The organism is Oerskovia merdavium, assembly GCF_014836755.1.
Lineage (GTDB): Bacteria > Actinomycetota > Actinomycetes > Actinomycetales > Cellulomonadaceae > Oerskovia > Oerskovia merdavium.
Genome location: NZ_JACSQF010000004.1, coordinates 189,855 through 205,827, shown reverse-complemented (window position 1 = coordinate 205,827; position 15,973 = coordinate 189,855). Strand labels below are relative to the sequence as shown.

14 protein-coding genes and 1 riboswitch are annotated in these 15,973 nt (G+C 74.2%); of the genes, 8 read left to right on the top strand and 6 right to left on the bottom strand.

The window, feature by feature from the left end; genetic code table 11:
• Nucleotides 1-105: 105 nt before the first annotated feature.
• Nucleotides 106-206, bottom strand: a riboswitch (glycine riboswitch).
• Nucleotides 207-243: 37 nt separating this feature from the next.
• Both H9641_RS05860 and H9641_RS05855 read right to left on the bottom strand, forming a co-directional pair.
• Nucleotides 244-1,758 carry a lactate/malate family dehydrogenase gene (locus tag H9641_RS05860; protein ID WP_191801844.1) on the bottom strand — a complete coding sequence of 505 codons (1,515 nt, stop codon included), beginning with the start codon at nucleotides 1,756-1,758 and terminating at the stop codon, nucleotides 244-246.
• A 76-nt stretch (nucleotides 1,759-1,834) separates the two neighbouring features.
• Nucleotides 1,835-3,880, bottom strand: a complete 2,046-nt coding sequence (locus H9641_RS05855; protein WP_318244399.1) for an MSCRAMM family protein — start codon at nucleotides 3,878-3,880, stop codon at nucleotides 1,835-1,837.
• A gap of 202 nt (nucleotides 3,881-4,082) precedes the next feature.
• Here H9641_RS05855 and H9641_RS05850 point away from each other — a divergent pair, with 202 nt between their 5' ends.
• Nucleotides 4,083-4,286, top strand: coding sequence for a hypothetical protein (locus tag H9641_RS05850; RefSeq protein WP_191801842.1), 204 nt, complete (start codon nucleotides 4,083-4,085; stop codon nucleotides 4,284-4,286).
• Nucleotides 4,287-4,301: 15 nt separating this feature from the next.
• On the opposite strand, the gene H9641_RS05845 is transcribed toward H9641_RS05850, so the two are convergent.
• Nucleotides 4,302-5,207 carry a LysR family transcriptional regulator gene (locus H9641_RS05845; RefSeq protein ID WP_191801840.1) on the bottom strand — a complete coding sequence of 302 codons (906 nt, stop codon included), beginning with the start codon at nucleotides 5,205-5,207 and terminating at the stop codon, nucleotides 4,302-4,304.
• A 195-nt stretch (nucleotides 5,208-5,402) separates the two neighbouring features.
• Here H9641_RS05845 and H9641_RS05840 point away from each other — a divergent pair, with 195 nt between their 5' ends.
• Nucleotides 5,403-5,744 (top strand): CBU_0592 family membrane protein, encoded by a 342-nt coding sequence (locus H9641_RS05840; RefSeq protein ID WP_191801838.1) that lies wholly within the window; start codon nucleotides 5,403-5,405, stop codon nucleotides 5,742-5,744.
• A gap of 6 nt (nucleotides 5,745-5,750) precedes the next feature.
• Here H9641_RS05840 and H9641_RS05835 read toward each other — a convergent pair whose 3' ends face one another.
• Nucleotides 5,751-6,944, bottom strand: coding sequence for an aminotransferase class I/II-fold pyridoxal phosphate-dependent enzyme (locus H9641_RS05835; RefSeq protein WP_191801836.1), 1,194 nt, complete (start codon nucleotides 6,942-6,944; stop codon nucleotides 5,751-5,753).
• A gap of 172 nt (nucleotides 6,945-7,116) precedes the next feature.
• On the opposite strand from H9641_RS05835, the gene H9641_RS05830 reads away from it, so the two are divergent.
• Together H9641_RS05830 and H9641_RS05825 are read left to right on the top strand one after the other, a co-directional pair.
• Nucleotides 7,117-7,428, top strand: a complete 312-nt coding sequence (locus H9641_RS05830) for an STAS domain-containing protein (RefSeq protein WP_318244398.1) — start codon at nucleotides 7,117-7,119, stop codon at nucleotides 7,426-7,428.
• Nucleotides 7,429-7,520: 92 nt separating this feature from the next.
• Nucleotides 7,521-7,991 (top strand): ATP-binding protein, encoded by a 471-nt coding sequence (locus H9641_RS05825; protein WP_191801834.1) that lies wholly within the window; start codon nucleotides 7,521-7,523, stop codon nucleotides 7,989-7,991.
• Between the two features lie 88 nt (nucleotides 7,992-8,079).
• On the opposite strand, the gene H9641_RS05820 is transcribed toward H9641_RS05825, so the two are convergent.
• Nucleotides 8,080-10,365, bottom strand: coding sequence for a SpoIIE family protein phosphatase (locus H9641_RS05820; RefSeq protein WP_191801832.1), 2,286 nt, complete (start codon nucleotides 10,363-10,365; stop codon nucleotides 8,080-8,082).
• Between the two features lie 255 nt (nucleotides 10,366-10,620).
• On the opposite strand from H9641_RS05820, the gene H9641_RS05815 reads away from it, so the two are divergent.
• The gene (locus H9641_RS05815; RefSeq protein ID WP_191801830.1) at nucleotides 10,621-11,274 is read left to right on the top strand and encodes a DnaJ family domain-containing protein; all 654 of its coding nucleotides are present in this window, start codon (nucleotides 10,621-10,623) and stop codon (nucleotides 11,272-11,274) included.
• 50 nt (nucleotides 11,275-11,324) lie between these two features.
• A complete protein-coding gene (locus H9641_RS05810) occupies nucleotides 11,325-12,500 on the top strand; it encodes an alpha/beta hydrolase (RefSeq protein WP_191801828.1) in 1,176 nt (391 codons plus the stop codon).
• On the opposite strand, the gene H9641_RS05805 is transcribed toward H9641_RS05810, so the two are convergent.
• Nucleotides 12,491-12,994, bottom strand: coding sequence for a low molecular weight protein-tyrosine-phosphatase (locus tag H9641_RS05805; RefSeq protein ID WP_056761818.1), 504 nt, complete (start codon nucleotides 12,992-12,994; stop codon nucleotides 12,491-12,493). The two genes, H9641_RS05810 and H9641_RS05805, sit on opposite strands and share 10 nt — an antisense overlap.
• Nucleotides 12,995-13,164: 170 nt before the next feature.
• Here H9641_RS05805 and H9641_RS05800 point away from each other — a divergent pair, with 170 nt between their 5' ends.
• Together H9641_RS05800 and H9641_RS05795 are read left to right on the top strand one after the other, a co-directional pair.
• A complete protein-coding gene (locus tag H9641_RS05800) occupies nucleotides 13,165-14,076 on the top strand; it encodes an SDR family oxidoreductase (RefSeq protein ID WP_191801826.1) in 912 nt (303 codons plus the stop codon).
• Nucleotides 14,077-14,124: 48 nt separating this feature from the next.
• Complete coding sequence (locus tag H9641_RS05795) at nucleotides 14,125-15,864, top strand: DHA2 family efflux MFS transporter permease subunit (protein ID WP_191801824.1); 1,740 nt, start codon at nucleotides 14,125-14,127, stop codon at nucleotides 15,862-15,864.
• Nucleotides 15,865-15,973: the final 109 nt, after the last annotated feature.

Here is a 15,973-nt window from a genome sequence, read left to right as displayed (position 1 = left end):
TTGCCGGTCCGCCATGGTCCTCGCGGACCCGGGGCGCGCCGGCTTGCACCGTCGGTAGGGGACTCGCCCCCCGAGGGGGACGGGGTCACCGCTTTCCAGAGTTGCCTCGCCACCGCGGTACGTCGGCCTGAGAGTTTCTCGGGGAGGAGTTGCTCCTTCGGCGCCGACCTCACCCTGAGGTGGCCGGGCTCTCCCGCAGTGGTTCGAGCAGCAGTATGTGGTTGTGGTCGTGCGGGTCCTAGCCTAGCGGTCGGCGCGGGCCCGCGGCGAGGACGGCCGGTCGGTGGTCTCCTGCACGACGACGGAGCGCACCGTCGCGAGGCGGGTCACCGCACGCTCGAGCGCGCGGGCACGTCGACGGGTCGCCCGGAAGGTCACGTGGATCGTCCCGGCGTCGCCGTCACCGTCGACGGGTTCGGTCGCCAACGACTCGAAGCTCACGCCACGCGTCGAGAAGACGCCCGCGAGGCCCGTGAGGGTGCCGACGCCATGCAGTCCGTGGACCTGGGCGGCCCACGAGGACTCGGGCGCGGGCGCACCGTCCCGGGCGCCCTGCCCGTCGACGGCCACGATCCGCTCACGGGAGCGGGCCTGGCCGGCCTGGCCGACCTGGTCGCCCTCCATCCCGGCCTCCTCGACCCCGACCTCCTCGGAGGGGAGGTCGTCGCCGGAGCCGGCCCGGGCCCCGTCCTCGATCCCCGCCGACCGCAACGACGCCCCCACGGCTGCCGCCGCTCCTCGCAGGCGGCGCGCCTCGTCGTCGGGCAAGGGGTCCAGGAGGACGCGCGTCCACCCCTCGGGGCCCAGGACGAGCGGTACGCCCAGCACTCCCTGCAGCGGTCGGCCCGCGAGCGACACCTCTCCGTCGAGAGCGACCTGGCCGGCGACGACGGTCTCGCGGCCGTCGAGCACGACCTCGACCAGGTCGGCTGTCGCGGCGGCGGTCGCCGTCGCGGTCTTGGCGCCGCTCTGGTGCGTCATCCACGGGCGCGCGACGAGGCGCAGGTCCGCGGGCCACGTGTCGATCAGCCGGTAGGCCGCCCCGACGTCGACGGCCGCGACCTCGACGAGCTCGGCCTGGGCCTGGGCGATCTCGCGCGGGAAGGCGTCGAGCGTGCGGCCTCGGCGCAGGCGCCGCAGCGTGCGCTCGCGCTCGGCGGGGTCGTGGCCGCTGATGCGGACCGTCGACCACAGCGGGACGGCGTCCTCACCGTGCTGCCCTGCGACGAACCCGCCCACGCGGTGCCGCCGCACGCCCAGCTCGGCGGCGATCTCGCGCCGGAAGCGCAGCGTGTCGAGCCACGCGCCCATCCCGACCACGCGGTGCGCGCCGAGCGTCCGCGCCATGACCGCGACGCCCACCTCGACGGGGTTCGACACCACGATCACGACCTCGTGCCCCGAGCCGTGCCGTGCGATCGCGTCGGCGTAGCCGGCGAAGACCTCGCGGTTGCCGAGCGCGAGCCGGGTCCTGTCGAGCGAGGCTCCCGCCCGAGCGGGGGACGTGGCTCCCGCCGCGACGACGATCACGTCCGCCACGACGTCGTCGGGGGAGTGGGCCACGTCGATCAGGGGTGCGTGCTCGTCGTAGGCGTCCACGAGGTCCGCCCGCAGGCCGTGGACCGCGCGCCCCGACGCCCCGCCGGGGCGTCCGACGAGCTGGAGGCGGGAGGTCGGGGGCAGGATGCGCCGCTCGACGAGCTGCGTGCACACCTGCCGTCCGACGTCCCCGGTCGCACCGAGCACTGCAACGTCCATCCGAGCAGGCTACGCCGGGGGTGTCCTGGCCGCGGTCCGGCTGCGGGAGCGGTGTCCGGAGGGGTGAGCGCGTCCCTCACGCCCGACGGCGCAGCTTCCGTCCGCCCGCTGCCACCAGCACTCCGGTGGTCGTCAGGGCGAGCCCGACCGTGAGGAGAGCGCCCGCGTCGGGCCCCGTCGCCGCGAGGTGCTGGGGGGCCGGGCGCGCGGTGGAGGTGCCGCCGTCGGGCACGGTGCCCCCGCCGGGCGCGCCGCCGGGGCCGACGGGCGGGTCGACGGGCGGGTCGACGGGCGGGTCGACGGGCGGGTCGACGGGCGGGTCGGCCGTGGCGACCGCGAAGTCCTGGTCGAGCCGGGACTCGCCCGCGTCGGTGAGCGTCACGACGCGCTCGACCGGCCCGGTGCCCGTGTAGCCGTCGGGCACGGTCAGCGTGATCGCGTAGTCGCCCGCGGGCAGGCCGTCGACGAAGTAGCTCCCCGCGTCGTCGGCCGTCGACGAGGTGTCCCCGTCGGGGCCGCTCACCAGGACCACGGCGCCCGGGACGGGCGCCCCCTGGTCGTCGGTGACCGTGCCGCCGATCGCGCCGGGGCGCGCGAGCGCGAAGTCGATCCCGGTCACGTCGTCGGCCCCGACGGTGACGGCGCGGGTCCCGGCCCCCTCGACCGTGAACCCCGTCGGGGGAGCCACGGCGACGGTGTACGGGCCCGCGGGGAGCTGCTCGAACCGGTAGCCGCCGTCGGCGCCCGTGACGGCGCTGCCCGTCACCCCGCCCGGCCCCGTGAAGGTCACGACGACCCCCGGGACCCCCGCGGCGCCCGCGGTCACGGTCCCGGAGAGCGACGGGAGGGTCGGGACCACGAAGTCCTGGTCCGTGATCGGCACCTCGGAGGCCTCGGGGACCTCGATCTGGATCGGCGGGGGAGCGACCGGGAAGCCCTCGGGCAGGGTGAGCGTGATCGTGTGCGGCCCTGCAGGCACCTGGTCGACCAGGTAGAGCCCCTGGGAGTCGGTGGTCGCCGTGAACGAGGGACCGCCCGGGCTGTCGATCGTGACGGTCGCACCGGGCACCGGCCGGCCCCCGTCGGTGCGGACCGCGCCGCTCACGGGGACCGGGACGATCTCTCGGACGAGGAAGTCCACACCCGTCGCGTCCTCGTCGGCGAGGTCCGCGGGGAGCCGGGACGGTCCCTCGACGATCAGCCCCGGCCCGTCCGGGTCGGGCGGCGGGGTCACCTCGACCGTCCAGCCGTCGGCCGCGGTGTACCCGGCGAAGCCGTAGGTCCCGTCCTCGGCCGAGGTCGTCGTCGCGAGCCGGACGCCCTCGGGCGAGAGGAGAGAGAGCGTGGCACCGGCCAGCGGCCCCCCGCCCTGCAGGGTGATGGTGCCGCTGACGTCGCGGGCCAGCGAGGCGAACCAGGTCTGGTAGACCGGGAAGCCCGAGCGCTGCTGGAAGAGGAACGTGAGGCTCGTGACGGGCACCGTGGGTTCGAACCAGGCGGACGCGCCGGACGTGTCGGTGGCCGTCGCGTTCCCGACGAGCACCCCTGTGGCGGGGTCCCACGTGGGCACGTCGGTGCCCGTGCACGCAGGGCCCGGCGTCACGGCGCAGTAGTTGAAGCTGCCGCGATAGCCCAGCTCGGCGCCCGTGAGGAGCCGGCCCGCGAGACCGCGCGCGCTCACCGTGACCTGGTCGGCGTCGATGTCTCCCAGCACGAACGTCCATCCTCCGGCCGGGGTCGGGCGCTCGAACGTGTAGGTCGTGGTCGACGGCGCGCTCGGCGAGTCGGCGCGCGGGCGGAGGTTCAGGTACGGCTGCCCCTGGCTCGACCCGTACGTCGCCCCGACGGGCGTCGTCGCGCCGAGCCACGAGCTCGCACCCGACTGGACGCCCACCTGGCCCGACCGTGAGTCGGACGTGACGGTCGCGGCGGGGAAGCCACCCGCGGGGAGCCGCACCGTGGTCGTGAAGCTCCCCCCGCTGCCCGCGAGCGGGTCCCAGGCGGCCCAGCCTGCCGTGGTCACGGCCCCCACCGGGGCAGCGACGAGCAGGGCGAGGGGGAGTCCGAGCAGCACGGCGAGGGCCGCGACGAGCGCAGCGGTCGTGCTTCGCGAGGGGCGCACACTGCAACGGTAGGAGGAGAGGCGCCGACGCGCGCTGCGACCGTTTCCCACACGATCTCCACGACACTCCCCACTGACCCGCGCACGGTCGTGGGGCGCGCCTCCTCTGCCCCACCGGTCGTCCGGGAAGGATGAGGTGCTCACCTCGTCGTGCGCGTGCGACGGGGATCGTCGCGAGCGCCCCGAGGGGGAATCACCCGGTATGGACAGCAGTACGCAGGCCCAGCAGTCGACCAGCACCTACGTCCCGCGGCACCTCGCCGAGCCCGACGCCGTCCCGGCCGGGGCGGACACCCCCGTCGACCCGCGGTCGAGCAGGTGGGACCGGTCGGTCAGCACCCTCACGCGCCTGCTCGACGAGCTCACGGTCCTCGACGACGGCGAGCTCGCCGTGGCCGCGCGCTGAGACGCGGGCCGGGACTCACCCCAGCTCGATCGCCGAGGCCGCCGCGACCATCTCGTCGATGACCGCGTTCACGACGGGACGCGGCTCGTGCCGGGTCGCCCGGTGGCGCGCGACGAGCCGTCGCGAACCCAGGCCCGGCAGCGGGACGACCGTGACGCCGTCGGGCATCTCTCCCTGGACCGCGAGCGCCGGGAGCATCGCGACGCCCTGCCCGGCTGCGACGAGCGCGAGCGCGACGTCGAAGTCGTAGTACGAGTGGCGTGTGCGCAGGGTCGTGCCGAGCGTGCGCGAGAGGCGGCGCAGGGCGCGCGCCGCGGCCGTGGTGGGCTCGGGGCCCAGCCAGACGGCGTCGCTCACGTCGTCGAGGCGGGCGGGCGTGGGGAACGTCGCGGGCACGACGACGCGCCACGGCTCGTCGAGCAGCGGGACCTCACGCATGCCGCGGGGGGCGGGGGAGTCGGCATCCTCGTCGCGCTCGAGGAGCACGACGTCCAGGTCGCCCGTGCGCAGCAGCCGGAGCGCGTCGGCGGGCTCGAGCTCCTGGACGTCGAGCTCGACGCCCGGGTAGCGCGTCTCGAGGGATGCGAAGGTCGGGCCGACGACCGCGCGGATGGCCGTCTGGAACGAGCCGACTGACACCGTGCCCGTCATCTCCTCGCTCATCGCGACGATGGCCTTGCGGGCCTCGACCATCTCGGCCTCGATGCGTTCCGCCGCGTCGGCCAGGATGCGGCCCGCGGGCGTGAGGGTCACGCCCCGGGGTCCGCGGTCGAGGACCTGGATGCCCTCCTCGGCCTCCAGACGCGCTATTTGCTGAGACACGGCAGAGGGCGTCACGTGCAGCATGTCGGCCGCAGCCAGGACACCTCCGGCTCGGTGCACGGCAAGCAGGAAACCAAGTCTTCGTGGGTCCGTGGCCATGTAGAGATGCTAAACGGCCACGTCAGAGTTCTTCAATTGTGCTGAATGATTTTCGGGGCCACACTTGTGACGTGGCGCCGGCCGGTCCTCCTCAAAAGGGGCTGGCGCCCACGATCCCCCTGGTCGCTGCAGCGTCGCAGCTCCCACCAGGTCCCCCCTCCCCGATCCCTTCGTGACCCCTGCCCGGAGACCGCCATGTCCGCTTCCCCCTCCCTCGTCGACATGGTCGTGACCCCGCTCGGATGGGTCGGTGCGATCGCCGCGGTCACCGCGTACGCGATGGTCACGCGTGGCCGCTGGTCGGGCGACTCGTTGCGGTTCCAGCTCACGAACTTCGTCGGCGCCGGGCTCATGTGCCTGGTCGCCGCGGTCAACGGCGTGTGGCCGTCGGCGGTCGCGAACGTGGTGTGGATCGTGATCGGCGGTCAGGCCATCGTGGTGCTCGTCAAGGCCCGACGGCGTCGCGCGACCCAGGCCGTCGTCGTGCCCCTCGAGGTGCCCGCCGCTCAGGTGCGCTCGGTGGACCTGGCGGCCTGACGCCCGTCACGCCCGCCGGTACCCCGCCGCGCGCCACGCCACGATCCGGTCGACGGCCTCGGCCACGACCTGGGGCGCGGCCGCGAACGACAACCGGACCCACTCGCCCCCGCGCACGCCGTCGAAGTCCGTGCCGGGCGTGAGCGCGACCCCCGTGTCGGTGAGCAGCCGCTCGCACCACGTGACCGAGTCGAGCCCCGACGCCGCGACGTTCGCGTAGACGTAGAACGCGCCGTCCGCCGGGGCGACCGGGTCCCAGCCCAGGTCGTCGAGCCGGTCCAGCACGAGCGCGCGCGAGTCCGCGTACCGGGCGACGTTCTCCGCCGCGGCGGCGTACCCCTCGGGCGAGAACGCCGCGACGCCCGCGTGCTGGGCGAGCGCGGGCGGGCTGAGCGCGATGTTGCCCGCGAGCGCGTCGACCGCGCCCACGAGGTCCTCGGGCAGCAGCAGCCACCCGAGCCGCCAGCCCGTCATGGCCCAGTACTTCGAGAAGGAGTTGACGACGACCGCACCGTCGTCGAGGTACTGCGCCGCGGTCGCGGTCTCCCCGGCCGGCGAGGCCGGGTCCGCGTAGACGATCCCGTGGTAGATCTCGTCGCTGACGAGACGGACGTCGTGGTCGGTGCACCACGCCGAGAGCGCCGCCAGCTCGGCCGGCGGGATCATGGTCCCCGTCGGGTTCGCCGGGCTCGCGATCACGAGCCCGTCGAGGCCGCCCTCGTAGTAGGCCTCCATGAGCTGGGAGACCGTGGGCTGGTAGCGGGTCTCGGGGCCGCAGTCGAGCTCGACGACCTCGCACCCGAGGGCCGCGAGGATGTTCCGGTAGGCGGGGTACCCCGGCCGGGCGAGCGCGACGCGGTCCCCGGCGTCGAACGCCGCGAGGAACGCGAGCATGAAACCGCCCGACGACCCGGTCGTCACCGCGACGCGCGCCGGGTCGACGACCACGCCGTACGTCCGCTCGTAGTGGTCGGCGATGGCCTGGCGCAGCGCGGGCACGCCCATGGCCTCGGTGTAGCCCAGGTCCCCCGACTCGAGGAGGTCGATCGCGCGGCGTCGCACCACGTCCGAGGCCCCCGTCGCGGGCTCCCCGGCGCACAGGTTGAGGACGGACTCGCCCGCGTCGCGGCGCGCGTTGGCCGCGGCGAGCACCTCCATGACGGCGAACGGTGGGACGTGCGACCTGCGCGAGACCTTCATGAGGCCATCATGCCCGGGATGACGCGCCTGACGACGCCCGCCGCGGTGTGCAGGTCCCGTGACGAGACACGCCCCGGGAGGAACCTCGGCCCGGAGTTCCGTAACCTGGCACGGGTGCCCGTCCGTCGCGCGGCGGGTGACGCGGCCGCACGAGACGAGCGAGAGGCGATCAGTGCCTGATCAGACGATGCAAGGTGGAGTCCGTATCGACGACTCCGGTCCTCGGTGGACCATGTGGGGAGAGGTCGACGCCGCGGTCCAGGACCGCTCCGAGGGCGACCTCGCCCGCTCCGTCCAGCGCGCGGAGGGTCCCGTCACGATCGACCTGACCGAGGTCACCTTCATGGACTCGGGGGGTCTGCGCCTGCTGTACCTCTCGGTGCTAGGAGGTGGCGAACAACCCGTCCTGGTCGGGGTACCGGATCGCATCCGGGACCTGCTGGAGATCAGCGGCGTCATCTCGCAGTTCACTCTCGTCGACTGACCGTCCCGACGTCACGGGCCACCACCCCCGGCCGCGGCGTCGCACCCGCACACCACGCACGTACACAGCCCGGCAACCACGGAGGAACGCCCATGGACACCACGATCCCCTCGTCCCGTCCGCCCGAGACCTTCCGCGTGGTCCGCGTCTGGCAGCTCGACTCGCTCGACGAGCTCTCGATCCTGCGCACGTCGCTGCACCAGGAGCTGACAGGGCGTCCGCTGGCCCCCGACGGCGCGATGGCCGAGGTCTCGGAGAAGATCGTCCTGGTCGCGAGCGAGCTGGCCACGAACGCGCTGCGGCACGGACGCCCACCGACGACCGTCCAGCTCCTCACGGACGGTGAGGAGTACATCGTCGACGTGATCGACCAGGACACGAGCCGGGCCCCCGTGGTGGCCGCCCCGCGGCTCCCGGGCGACGGCGGGTTCGGGCTCGTCCTGGCGCAGCGGCTCGCGCTCGACGTGGGATGGTTCGTCGCCGAGGGCAAGCACGTCTGGGCACGCCTCGGCGCGGCACGGGACGCCGCGTCGCCGGCCGTGCCCGCAGGGGCGGCGCCCTGACCCGCGGAGCACCTGTGCCCTGGGGGGGCACGGCCGGCGCGCGAGGCACCGCCGGCGCAGCCTGCTCGAGAGGCGCGCGAGGTGTGCGTCAGCCGCGCGCGTCCCCGGCCCGACGGCGGAGCACCAGCAGGGTCGCGTCGTCCTCGGACTCGGGGTCCCGGGTCGAGCGCAGCACCGCGTCGACGTCGCCCACGTGCTCGGCGAACGTCCCCGCGAGCCGCCGCAGCCCGGCCTTGAGGGACTCGTCGCGACGTTCGAAGAGCCCGTCGCTGTAGAGCACGAGCGCACCTCCGGGTCCGATCGTGGTGGTCCCGGCGACGACGCCCTGGCTCGGCAGCCCGAGCGGCGGGCTGCCCAGCAGCCGCCCCCAGACGACGCCCTCGCCCGGGACCAGGAAGAAGGGCGGCGGGTGCCCGGCCGTGACGTACTCGACCGTGCCGGTCTCGAGGTCCACGACCGCGACCACGAGCGTCGCGATCTGCCCGGGCATGGTCCACTGCACCGTCTCGGCGAGCTGCTCGACGGCCCCTTGCGCGGTCCCTGCGCGCACGAGCGCTGCGCGCAGCGTGTTGCGGATCTGCCCCATCGAGGCGGCGGCCTGGAGCCCGTGGCCCGTGACGTCGCCGACGACGAGCGCGAGCGCCCCCGAGGGCAGCAGCAACGCGTCGTACCAGTCCCCGCCGACGAACCCGCCGCCGGCCGGCTCGTAGCGCGCGGTCACGTCCCAGCCCGGCACGTCGGGCAGCGTCGCGGGGAGCAGGCTGCGCTGGAGCGCCTCCGCGGCCCGCACGTCTCGTCGTCCACGGAGGTAGAGCGCCTCGACCAGGTGGCTGCGCAGGGCGCCCGCGCTCTCGACCGCGTCCTCGGCCCACGGTTCGCTGTGACCGCTGACGACCTCGCGCCACCGGTCGAACGACCTGCGGGGGCTGAGCCGGACCGTGTCGCCCTCGCTCAGCGCGATGGCCTTGTTGTGGGGGTCGCCGCCCCAGTCGACGCTGCGCAGCACCTCGTCCCGGAGCCAGACCACGGCCTGCCCGTCGCTCAGGAGCACGCCCAGGACGCCCGCGACGTCGGGCAGCAGGTCGGCGATCTCGGGGGCCGCGACGCGCAGCGAGTCGACCGCCACCACCTCGTCGGCGGTCTCGGCGAGCCGACCCGTGAGCCACCCGACGAGCAGCGCGACGCCCTCCTCGTCGGGAACCCGTCCGCGCGACGCCGAACGCCCCTCGGCGAGCACGACGACGCCGTCGGCGTCCACGAGGTCGAGGAGACGCCCGTCGGCCGTCACGGCCTCGACGAGCGAGGTGTCCTCGTCGCGGCTGTCGGCGACGAGCCCGGCGAGCAGCCTCGACGAGGCCCGCGACGCGACGAGCCGGTCCTCCTCGCTCTGCGCCACGAGCAGCACCGAGAGCGCCGACCCCAGGAACTCCGCCGCGGCACGCACGGCGTAGGACGGATGGTGCGGGCCGGAGTAGTGGTGGCACGCGATGAGGCCCCACAGCCTCCCGTCGCGCAGCAGCGAGATCGACATCGAGGCGCCCACGCCCATGTTCCGCAGGTACTCGAGATGGATGGGCGAGACGCTGCGCAGGGTCGAGTACGTGAGGTCGAGCGGCTCGCCCGTCGTCGGGAGGTCCGTGGGGACGACGTCGCTCGGGACGTAGTCCACGTCGTCGATCAGCCGGATCCAGTTCTTCTCGTACAGCGCCCGGGCCTGGCGGGGGATGTCCGTCGCGGGGTAGTGCAGCCCGTAGAACGAGTTGAGGTCCTCGCGCTTGGCCTCGGCGACGACCTCGCCGTTGTGGTCGGCGTCGAACCGGTAGATCATCACGCGGTCGAAGCCCGTCAGGTGGCGCACGTGCTCGGCCGCCGTCGTGAACAGCGCGTCGAGCGTCGACGCCCGGTCGAGGTCCGCGAGCGCCGTGCGCACGGCCTGGTACGTGTTGGGGAAGCTCAGTGGCCGCACGACGGCCTGCTCGAGCTCGATCACGACGACGGGCTCGGCGCCGTCCGGGAGCGGCGGACGGTGCAGGATCGCGTCGGTCTCGACCGACCGCCCGTGCCCCGTGCGGATCTCGACCGGGTTGTGGGGGGCCAGGTCCTGGTGCCGCGCGGCATGGTCGAGCAGCCTGGTGCCGTCCTGGGGGCCGAGGACCTCGCCCAGCCCGGCACCGATCACGTCCAGCGGCGCGAGCCCGACGACGTCGCGCACGTTCGTGGAGCACTGCACCACCCGGCCGTCGCTCTCGCGGACCACCAGCAGGACCCCGCGCGGTTGGATCCGGCCCGGGATGTGGATGGGTTCCCGGGCGCAGTTCTCGAGGTCGATCGCCTCGGCCGGTCCGAGCAGTTCTTCGTCAGTGCTCTGTGTCATTGCAGCTCCACCTCCCGCAGATGCGGGCCGTTCACGGCAGCACGCTGCCGGGCCTGTCCCGGCGGCTTCATCACCGGGCACGAGCACACCGCCTGTCCGAGCGCGGCGGCCCAGCGTACAACCTCGATCGCACGGGGCGCCCCCGTGCCGGTCTCGTCGGGTGCCAGTCTCCGTGGTCGAGCCTCTTCTCCGCGAGCGGGAGGACCAGGAAGGATGGGACCAGCACGCTCGCGAGACGGCCGCAGGGAGGCACCCATGAGCGAGGACGACCCGGTGCGCCGGGCCGCGCAGTACCGCGTCGACCGCGAGGCGGCGCGCGAGGCGGCGGAGGTCACCCAGGAGGACGGTGCCGAGGACGAGGCGACGGAGCCCCCGCGGACCGCGGGACCCCGGCTGCCGCTCGAGAACCGCGGCCAGTGGGTCGACGAGCTCGTGCGCCAGGCCATGGCCCGCGGCGAGTTCGACGACCTGCCGCTCGCGGGCAAGCCCATCCCCGGGCTGGGCTCGCACCACGACCCCGACTGGTGGCTCAAGAACCTCGTCGAGCGCGAGCAGATCACGGGCGTCCTGCCGCCGGCCCAGCTCCGGGCCGACGACGCCCGCCTGCGCGACCAGCTCGACCGCCAGTTCTCCGAGGACTCGGTGCGCGAGGTCGTCGAGGAGTTCAACGCCCGCGTCGTCGACGCACGACGCCAGCTCCTGGGCGGGCCTCCGGTGGTCACTCCGCTGCGCGACGTCGAGGAGGAGGTGGAGCTGTGGCGCGAGCGTCGCGCGCCCGGGGGCACCGCCGGCCCGACGGCGTCACGCACCGCTGCGGACCGCTCGCCCCGCGCGAGCCGCACCCAGGGCGCGACGTGGACCCGACGGTGGTGGCGCCGTCGGGCACGGCGGGACGACGACGAGACCTGACTCACCCCTCCCACCGCGCGCCCCCGCACCCCGGCTCCTACCCTCGGGACATGCCCGAACCCACTGCCCGGCCCGCCGAGACCCCGAGGTGGCAGCCGGACGTGCTCGACGGGTTCGAGCAGCTGACCCTGCCCCTCACGCCCGACGACGAGGGCGAGGTGGTCGCGACGCTCGTGCGACGCCGTCGGGCGGGCGGCGGCTCCGCGGCCGACGCCCGGGAGTCCCGCGACCCGCTGGTCGCCGACCGCGGGATCGACGTCCTGTACGTGCACGGGTGGTCCGACTACTTCTTCCAGACCGAGCTCGCGGACTTCTGGGAGGCGCGCGGCGCGCGCTTCTTCGCGCTCGACCTGCGCAAGTACGGGCGCAGCCTCCGCCCGGGGCAGACCCCCGGCTTCGTGACCGACCTCGCGACGTACGACGAGGACATCGAAGCCGCGCTCACCACCATGGGCCACGGCATCCTGACCGCGGACCGCCCCAAGCACGAACGCAGCCTGGTCCTCATGGCGCACTCGACGGGAGGCCTGACCATGAGCCTGTGGACCGCGCGCCACCAGGACCGCGTCGCCGCGCTCGTGCTCAACAGCCCGTGGCTCGAGTTCCAGGCCCGGGGGATCGGGCGCAAGGTCCTCGCGCCCGCGCTCGAGCTCCAGGCGCGCCTCGACCCGCGAGCGCCGCTGCCCCAGGTCGACCTCGGCTTCTACACGCGCTCGGTGTCCCGCACGCTCGACGGCGAGTGGGACTACGACCTCGCGTGGCGCCCCGTGCGCGGGTTCCCGACCCACCCGGCCTGGCTGACCGCGATCCTGCGCGGGCAGGGGACGGTCGAGCGCGGCCTCGGGATCACGGTCCCCGTGCTCGTGCTGCTCTCGGCGCGCAGCACCCTGCTGCCCACGTGGTCGCCCGAGATGATGCGCAGCGACACCGCGCTCGACGTCGTCGGGATCGCGCGCCGCTCGACCGACCTGGGCAGCCAGGTCACGCTCGTGCGGATCGACGGGGCGCTGCACGACGTCGTCCTCTCGGCCCCGCCGGTGCGGGCCGTGGCGTACGACGACATCGCGACGTGGGTGCGGGGCTACGTGCCCGAGCGTCCCCCCGCGCCCGAGGAGGACCCGACGCCGGACGGCCGGACGGGCGGGTGGGTCGGACGCACCGCCGGGACGGTGCGCGACGCCGTGCGCGGGTGGTTCGGCAGGTCGGGCGCGCGCGCTCAGGCCTGACGCCTGGCCAGCTCATGACGCACGTGCTCGACGATCCCGTCGGCCGCGGCCTCGACCTGCGCCAGGCAGTCCTCGAAGTCCTGCATGCCGCCGTACCAGGGGTCGTCGATGTCGAGCAGGTGCTCGTCGCGCTCGACCCGCTCGGGTGCGACGACGGGCGCCGTCGGGTCGAACGACCGGTACATGCGCACGTTCCCGTCGCCGTGCAGGCGCCGCAGCGCGCGGGCGTGCTGCGACGTCATGGGGAGCACGAGGTCGCGCGAGACCACGTCGCTCGGGCGGACCTGCCGGGCGTGGTGGCCCTCGCCCGTGTCGTACCCGTGCTCGGCCAGGACGCGCCGGGCGCGACGGTCCACGGGGTTGCCGTGCTCCTCCGAGCTGATGCCCGTCGAGTCCACCACGACCCTCCCGCCGAGGCCCGCAGCCTCGAAGCGGTCGCGCAGCACGATCTCGGCCATGGGGGAGCGACAGATGTTGCCCGTGCAGACCGTCATCACGCGGTAGGGCCGCTGCGAGGGGTCGGGGGTCGCGGTGCGGGGGGCGTCGTCGGGGGTCGGTGTCGTCACGCCTCCAGTGTGCCGGAGCAGCCGTTCCCGCAGGCCGCGGCCGGGCGGACACGGACCGCCCCCAGGCGGTTCCCCTCCGCCCGGCCTACCGTGGACGCATGACCATCAGGACCGACTCGGGGCTCGTCGCCGTGACCGGGGCGAGCGGGCGGCTGGGCTCCAAGCTGGCGCTGCGGCTGGCTGCCGAGGGCGCGCGGCAGCGCCTCGTCGTGCGCGACACGACGCGCGCACCCCGCCTGCTCGACGGCGAGCCGCTGCCCGAGTCCGAGGTCGCCGTCGCGGCCGGCTACACCGACACCCCGAACATGGTCCGTGCCTTCCAGGGCGCGAGCTCGGTCTTCCTGGTCTCGGCCCGCGAGGCCCCGAACCGGGTCGAGGAGCACCGGGCCGCCGTCGACGCGGCCGTGGCCGCCGGGGTCGAGCGCATCGTCTACGTGTCGTTCCTCGGCGCGGCGCCGGAGGCCACGTTCACGTTCGCGCGCGACCACTGGCACACCGAGGAGTACATCAAGGGCACGGGCCTCAAGCACACGTTCCTGCGCGACAACCTGTACCACCAGGGTCTGGTCCACATGGTCGGGGACGACGGCGTGATCCGCGGCCCCGGGGGCGACGGGCGCCTGTCCTCGGTCTCGCACGACGACATCGCCGACGTCGCGACCGCGATCCTCCTCGACGAGCGCCCCGCGCAGCACGACGGCAAGGCCTACGACCTCACGGGTCCCGAGGCGCTGACGCTCACCGAGGTCGCCGCGCTGCTGTCCCGGGTCACGGGCCGGAGCATCACGTACCACCCGGAGACCGTCGAGGAGGCGTACGCGTCCCGGGCCGTCTACGCCGCGCCGCCGTTCGCGGTCGACGGCTGGGTCTCGTCCTACACCGCGATCGCCGCGGGCGACCTGGCCGTGGTGAGCGACGTCGTCGAGCGCTTCGCCGGGCGGCCCGCCCAGTCCCTCGCGTCGTGGCTCGACGACTACCCCGAGGAGTGGGACCACCTCCTCCCGGCCTGACCCCACCCCCCAGGGGCACGGCATCGCCCCCTACTCGAAGGAGCGTCCATGAGCGCGCAGTCGGACGAGTCGGGCACGGCACCCGCCGCACCGGGAGGGCGGCCGGCCACGGCGGGGAAGAGCGACCACCGCTGGGCGGGGCTGTTCGTCCTGGCGACCGCGCTGTCGATGATCGTGCTCGACGGGACCATCGTGGGCGTCGCGCTCCCGACGATCATCGAGGACCTGCACCTCGACCTCAACGACGCGCAGTGGGTCAACGCGTCCTACTCGGTCGTGTTCGCGGCGCTCCTGCTGACCGCGGGCCGCCTGGGCGACCGGCTCGGGCGACGCAACCTGCTCCTCGTGGGCGTCGTGGTCTTCCTCGGCGGCAGCATCCTGGCCTCCCAGGCCGACGACGCCGGGACCCTGATCGTCGCGCGCCTCGTCCAGGGGGTCGGCGGCGCGTTCGTCCTCCCTGCGACGCTCTCGACCGTCAACGCGACGTTCCGCGGCAAGGACCGGGCGGTCGCGTTCGGCATCTGGGGCGCGGTGATCTCGGGCATGGCCGCGGTCGGGCCGCTCCTCGGTGGTTGGCTCACGACGTCGTTCACGTGGCCGTGGATCTTCCTCGTCAACATCCCGATCGGGGTCGCGGTCGTCATCGGGGCGCTCCTCGTGGTCCCCGAGACCCGCGCGCACATCACGGTGCCGGGGCTCGACGTGGTCGGCCTCCTCACGAGCGCGCTCGGGTTCGGCGCGGTCGTGTTCGCACTCATCGAGGGACAGTCCCTCGGCTGGTGGGCGCCCAAGGCCGACCTCAAGGTCTTCGGGGCGGTCTGGGGGACCGACGCCCCCGTCTCGCCCGTGCCCGTGATCGGGGCGATCGGCGTGCTCTTCCTCGTCCTGTTCGCGCTCTGGGAGCGCCACCGCGCCCGGATCGCGCGCTCGGCCCTGCTCGACCTCACGCTCTTCCGGGTCGCGACGTTCCGCTGGGGAAACCTCACCGCGATGCTCGTCGCGATCGGCGAGTTCGGCCTGATCTTCGTGCTGCCGCTCTACCTCGTGAACATCCTGGGGCTGACCAGCCTGGGCGCGGGCGTGGTGCTCGCGACCATGGCTGCGGGTGCGTTCTTCTCGGGCGCCATGGCCCGTCACCTCGCGGCCGCGATCGGGTCGCCGCGCACGATCGTCCTGGGCCTCGTGCTCGAGGTCGTCGGGGTGCTCGCGGTCGCGCTCGTCGTGACGCCGACCGTGTCGTCGTGGCTCATCGCGGCCCTGCTCGTGATCTACGGCCTCGGCCTGGGGCTCGCGTCCGCGCAGCTCACGGGCACGACGCTCGTCGACGTCCCCGAGGAGGAGTCCGGCCAGGCGTCCGCGACGCAGTCCACGGCACGCCAGCTCGGCTCGGCGCTGGGCACCGCGTTCATCGGTGCCGCGCTCGCGATCGGCCTCTCGACCGCGGTCCCGCCCGCGCTCGAGAAGGTCGACGGCGTCCCGCCCGCGGTCGCGACGCAGGTCGCGGACGCGACCCAGCAGTCCGCGGGCGGGACCATCCCGGAGCTGCGCGCCGAGGGCACCACGAGCCAGTTCGGCGAGAAGACGCCCGAGGTCGTCGACGCGCTGTCCGACGGCTTCAGCGACGGCACCCGCATCTCGCTGTACGTCGCGGGGGGCTTCCTGCTCCTGGGTCTGCTGTGCTCGTTGCGGGTCGTCGCGGCCTCCCGGCGCGAGGGCGTCGACCAGGGTGGGCCGCCGCGGGGCACGTCCGCGGCGCCGGCTCCCGAGCCCGACGCCACGGCCCGCTGAGCCCTGGGAGAAATACCCTTGGCAGCCGTCGTGGGCCAGGCGTAGCGTCGTCGGCACATGGGAAAGGAGGTGGTCCACGAAGTGAAGAATCTTCGGACACATGAGGTGG

What these genes read in the sequence shown, in the direction of transcription:
- H9641_RS05860 (WP_191801844.1), bottom strand. Translation starts at nt 1,758, where the DNA reads ATGGACGTTGCAGTGCTCGGTGCGACCGGGGACGTCGGACGGCAGGTG.
- H9641_RS05850 (WP_191801842.1), top strand. Translation starts at nt 4,083, where the DNA reads ATGGACAGCAGTACGCAGGCCCAGCAGTCGACCAGCACCTACGTCCCG.
- H9641_RS05845 (WP_191801840.1), bottom strand. Translation starts at nt 5,207, where the DNA reads ATGGCCACGGACCCACGAAGACTTGGTTTCCTGCTTGCCGTGCACCGA.
- H9641_RS05840 (WP_191801838.1), top strand. Translation starts at nt 5,403, where the DNA reads ATGTCCGCTTCCCCCTCCCTCGTCGACATGGTCGTGACCCCGCTCGGA.
- H9641_RS05835 (WP_191801836.1), bottom strand. Translation starts at nt 6,944, where the DNA reads ATGAAGGTCTCGCGCAGGTCGCACGTCCCACCGTTCGCCGTCATGGAG.
- H9641_RS05825 (WP_191801834.1), top strand. Translation starts at nt 7,521, where the DNA reads ATGGACACCACGATCCCCTCGTCCCGTCCGCCCGAGACCTTCCGCGTG.
- H9641_RS05820 (WP_191801832.1), bottom strand. Translation starts at nt 10,365, where the DNA reads ATGACACAGAGCACTGACGAAGAACTGCTCGGACCGGCCGAGGCGATC.
- H9641_RS05815 (WP_191801830.1), top strand. Translation starts at nt 10,621, where the DNA reads ATGAGCGAGGACGACCCGGTGCGCCGGGCCGCGCAGTACCGCGTCGAC.
- H9641_RS05810 (WP_191801828.1), top strand. Translation starts at nt 11,325, where the DNA reads ATGCCCGAACCCACTGCCCGGCCCGCCGAGACCCCGAGGTGGCAGCCG.
- H9641_RS05805 (WP_056761818.1), bottom strand. Translation starts at nt 12,994, where the DNA reads ATGACGGTCTGCACGGGCAACATCTGTCGCTCCCCCATGGCCGAGATC.
- H9641_RS05800 (WP_191801826.1), top strand. Translation starts at nt 13,165, where the DNA reads ATGACCATCAGGACCGACTCGGGGCTCGTCGCCGTGACCGGGGCGAGC.
- H9641_RS05795 (WP_191801824.1), top strand. Translation starts at nt 14,125, where the DNA reads ATGAGCGCGCAGTCGGACGAGTCGGGCACGGCACCCGCCGCACCGGGA.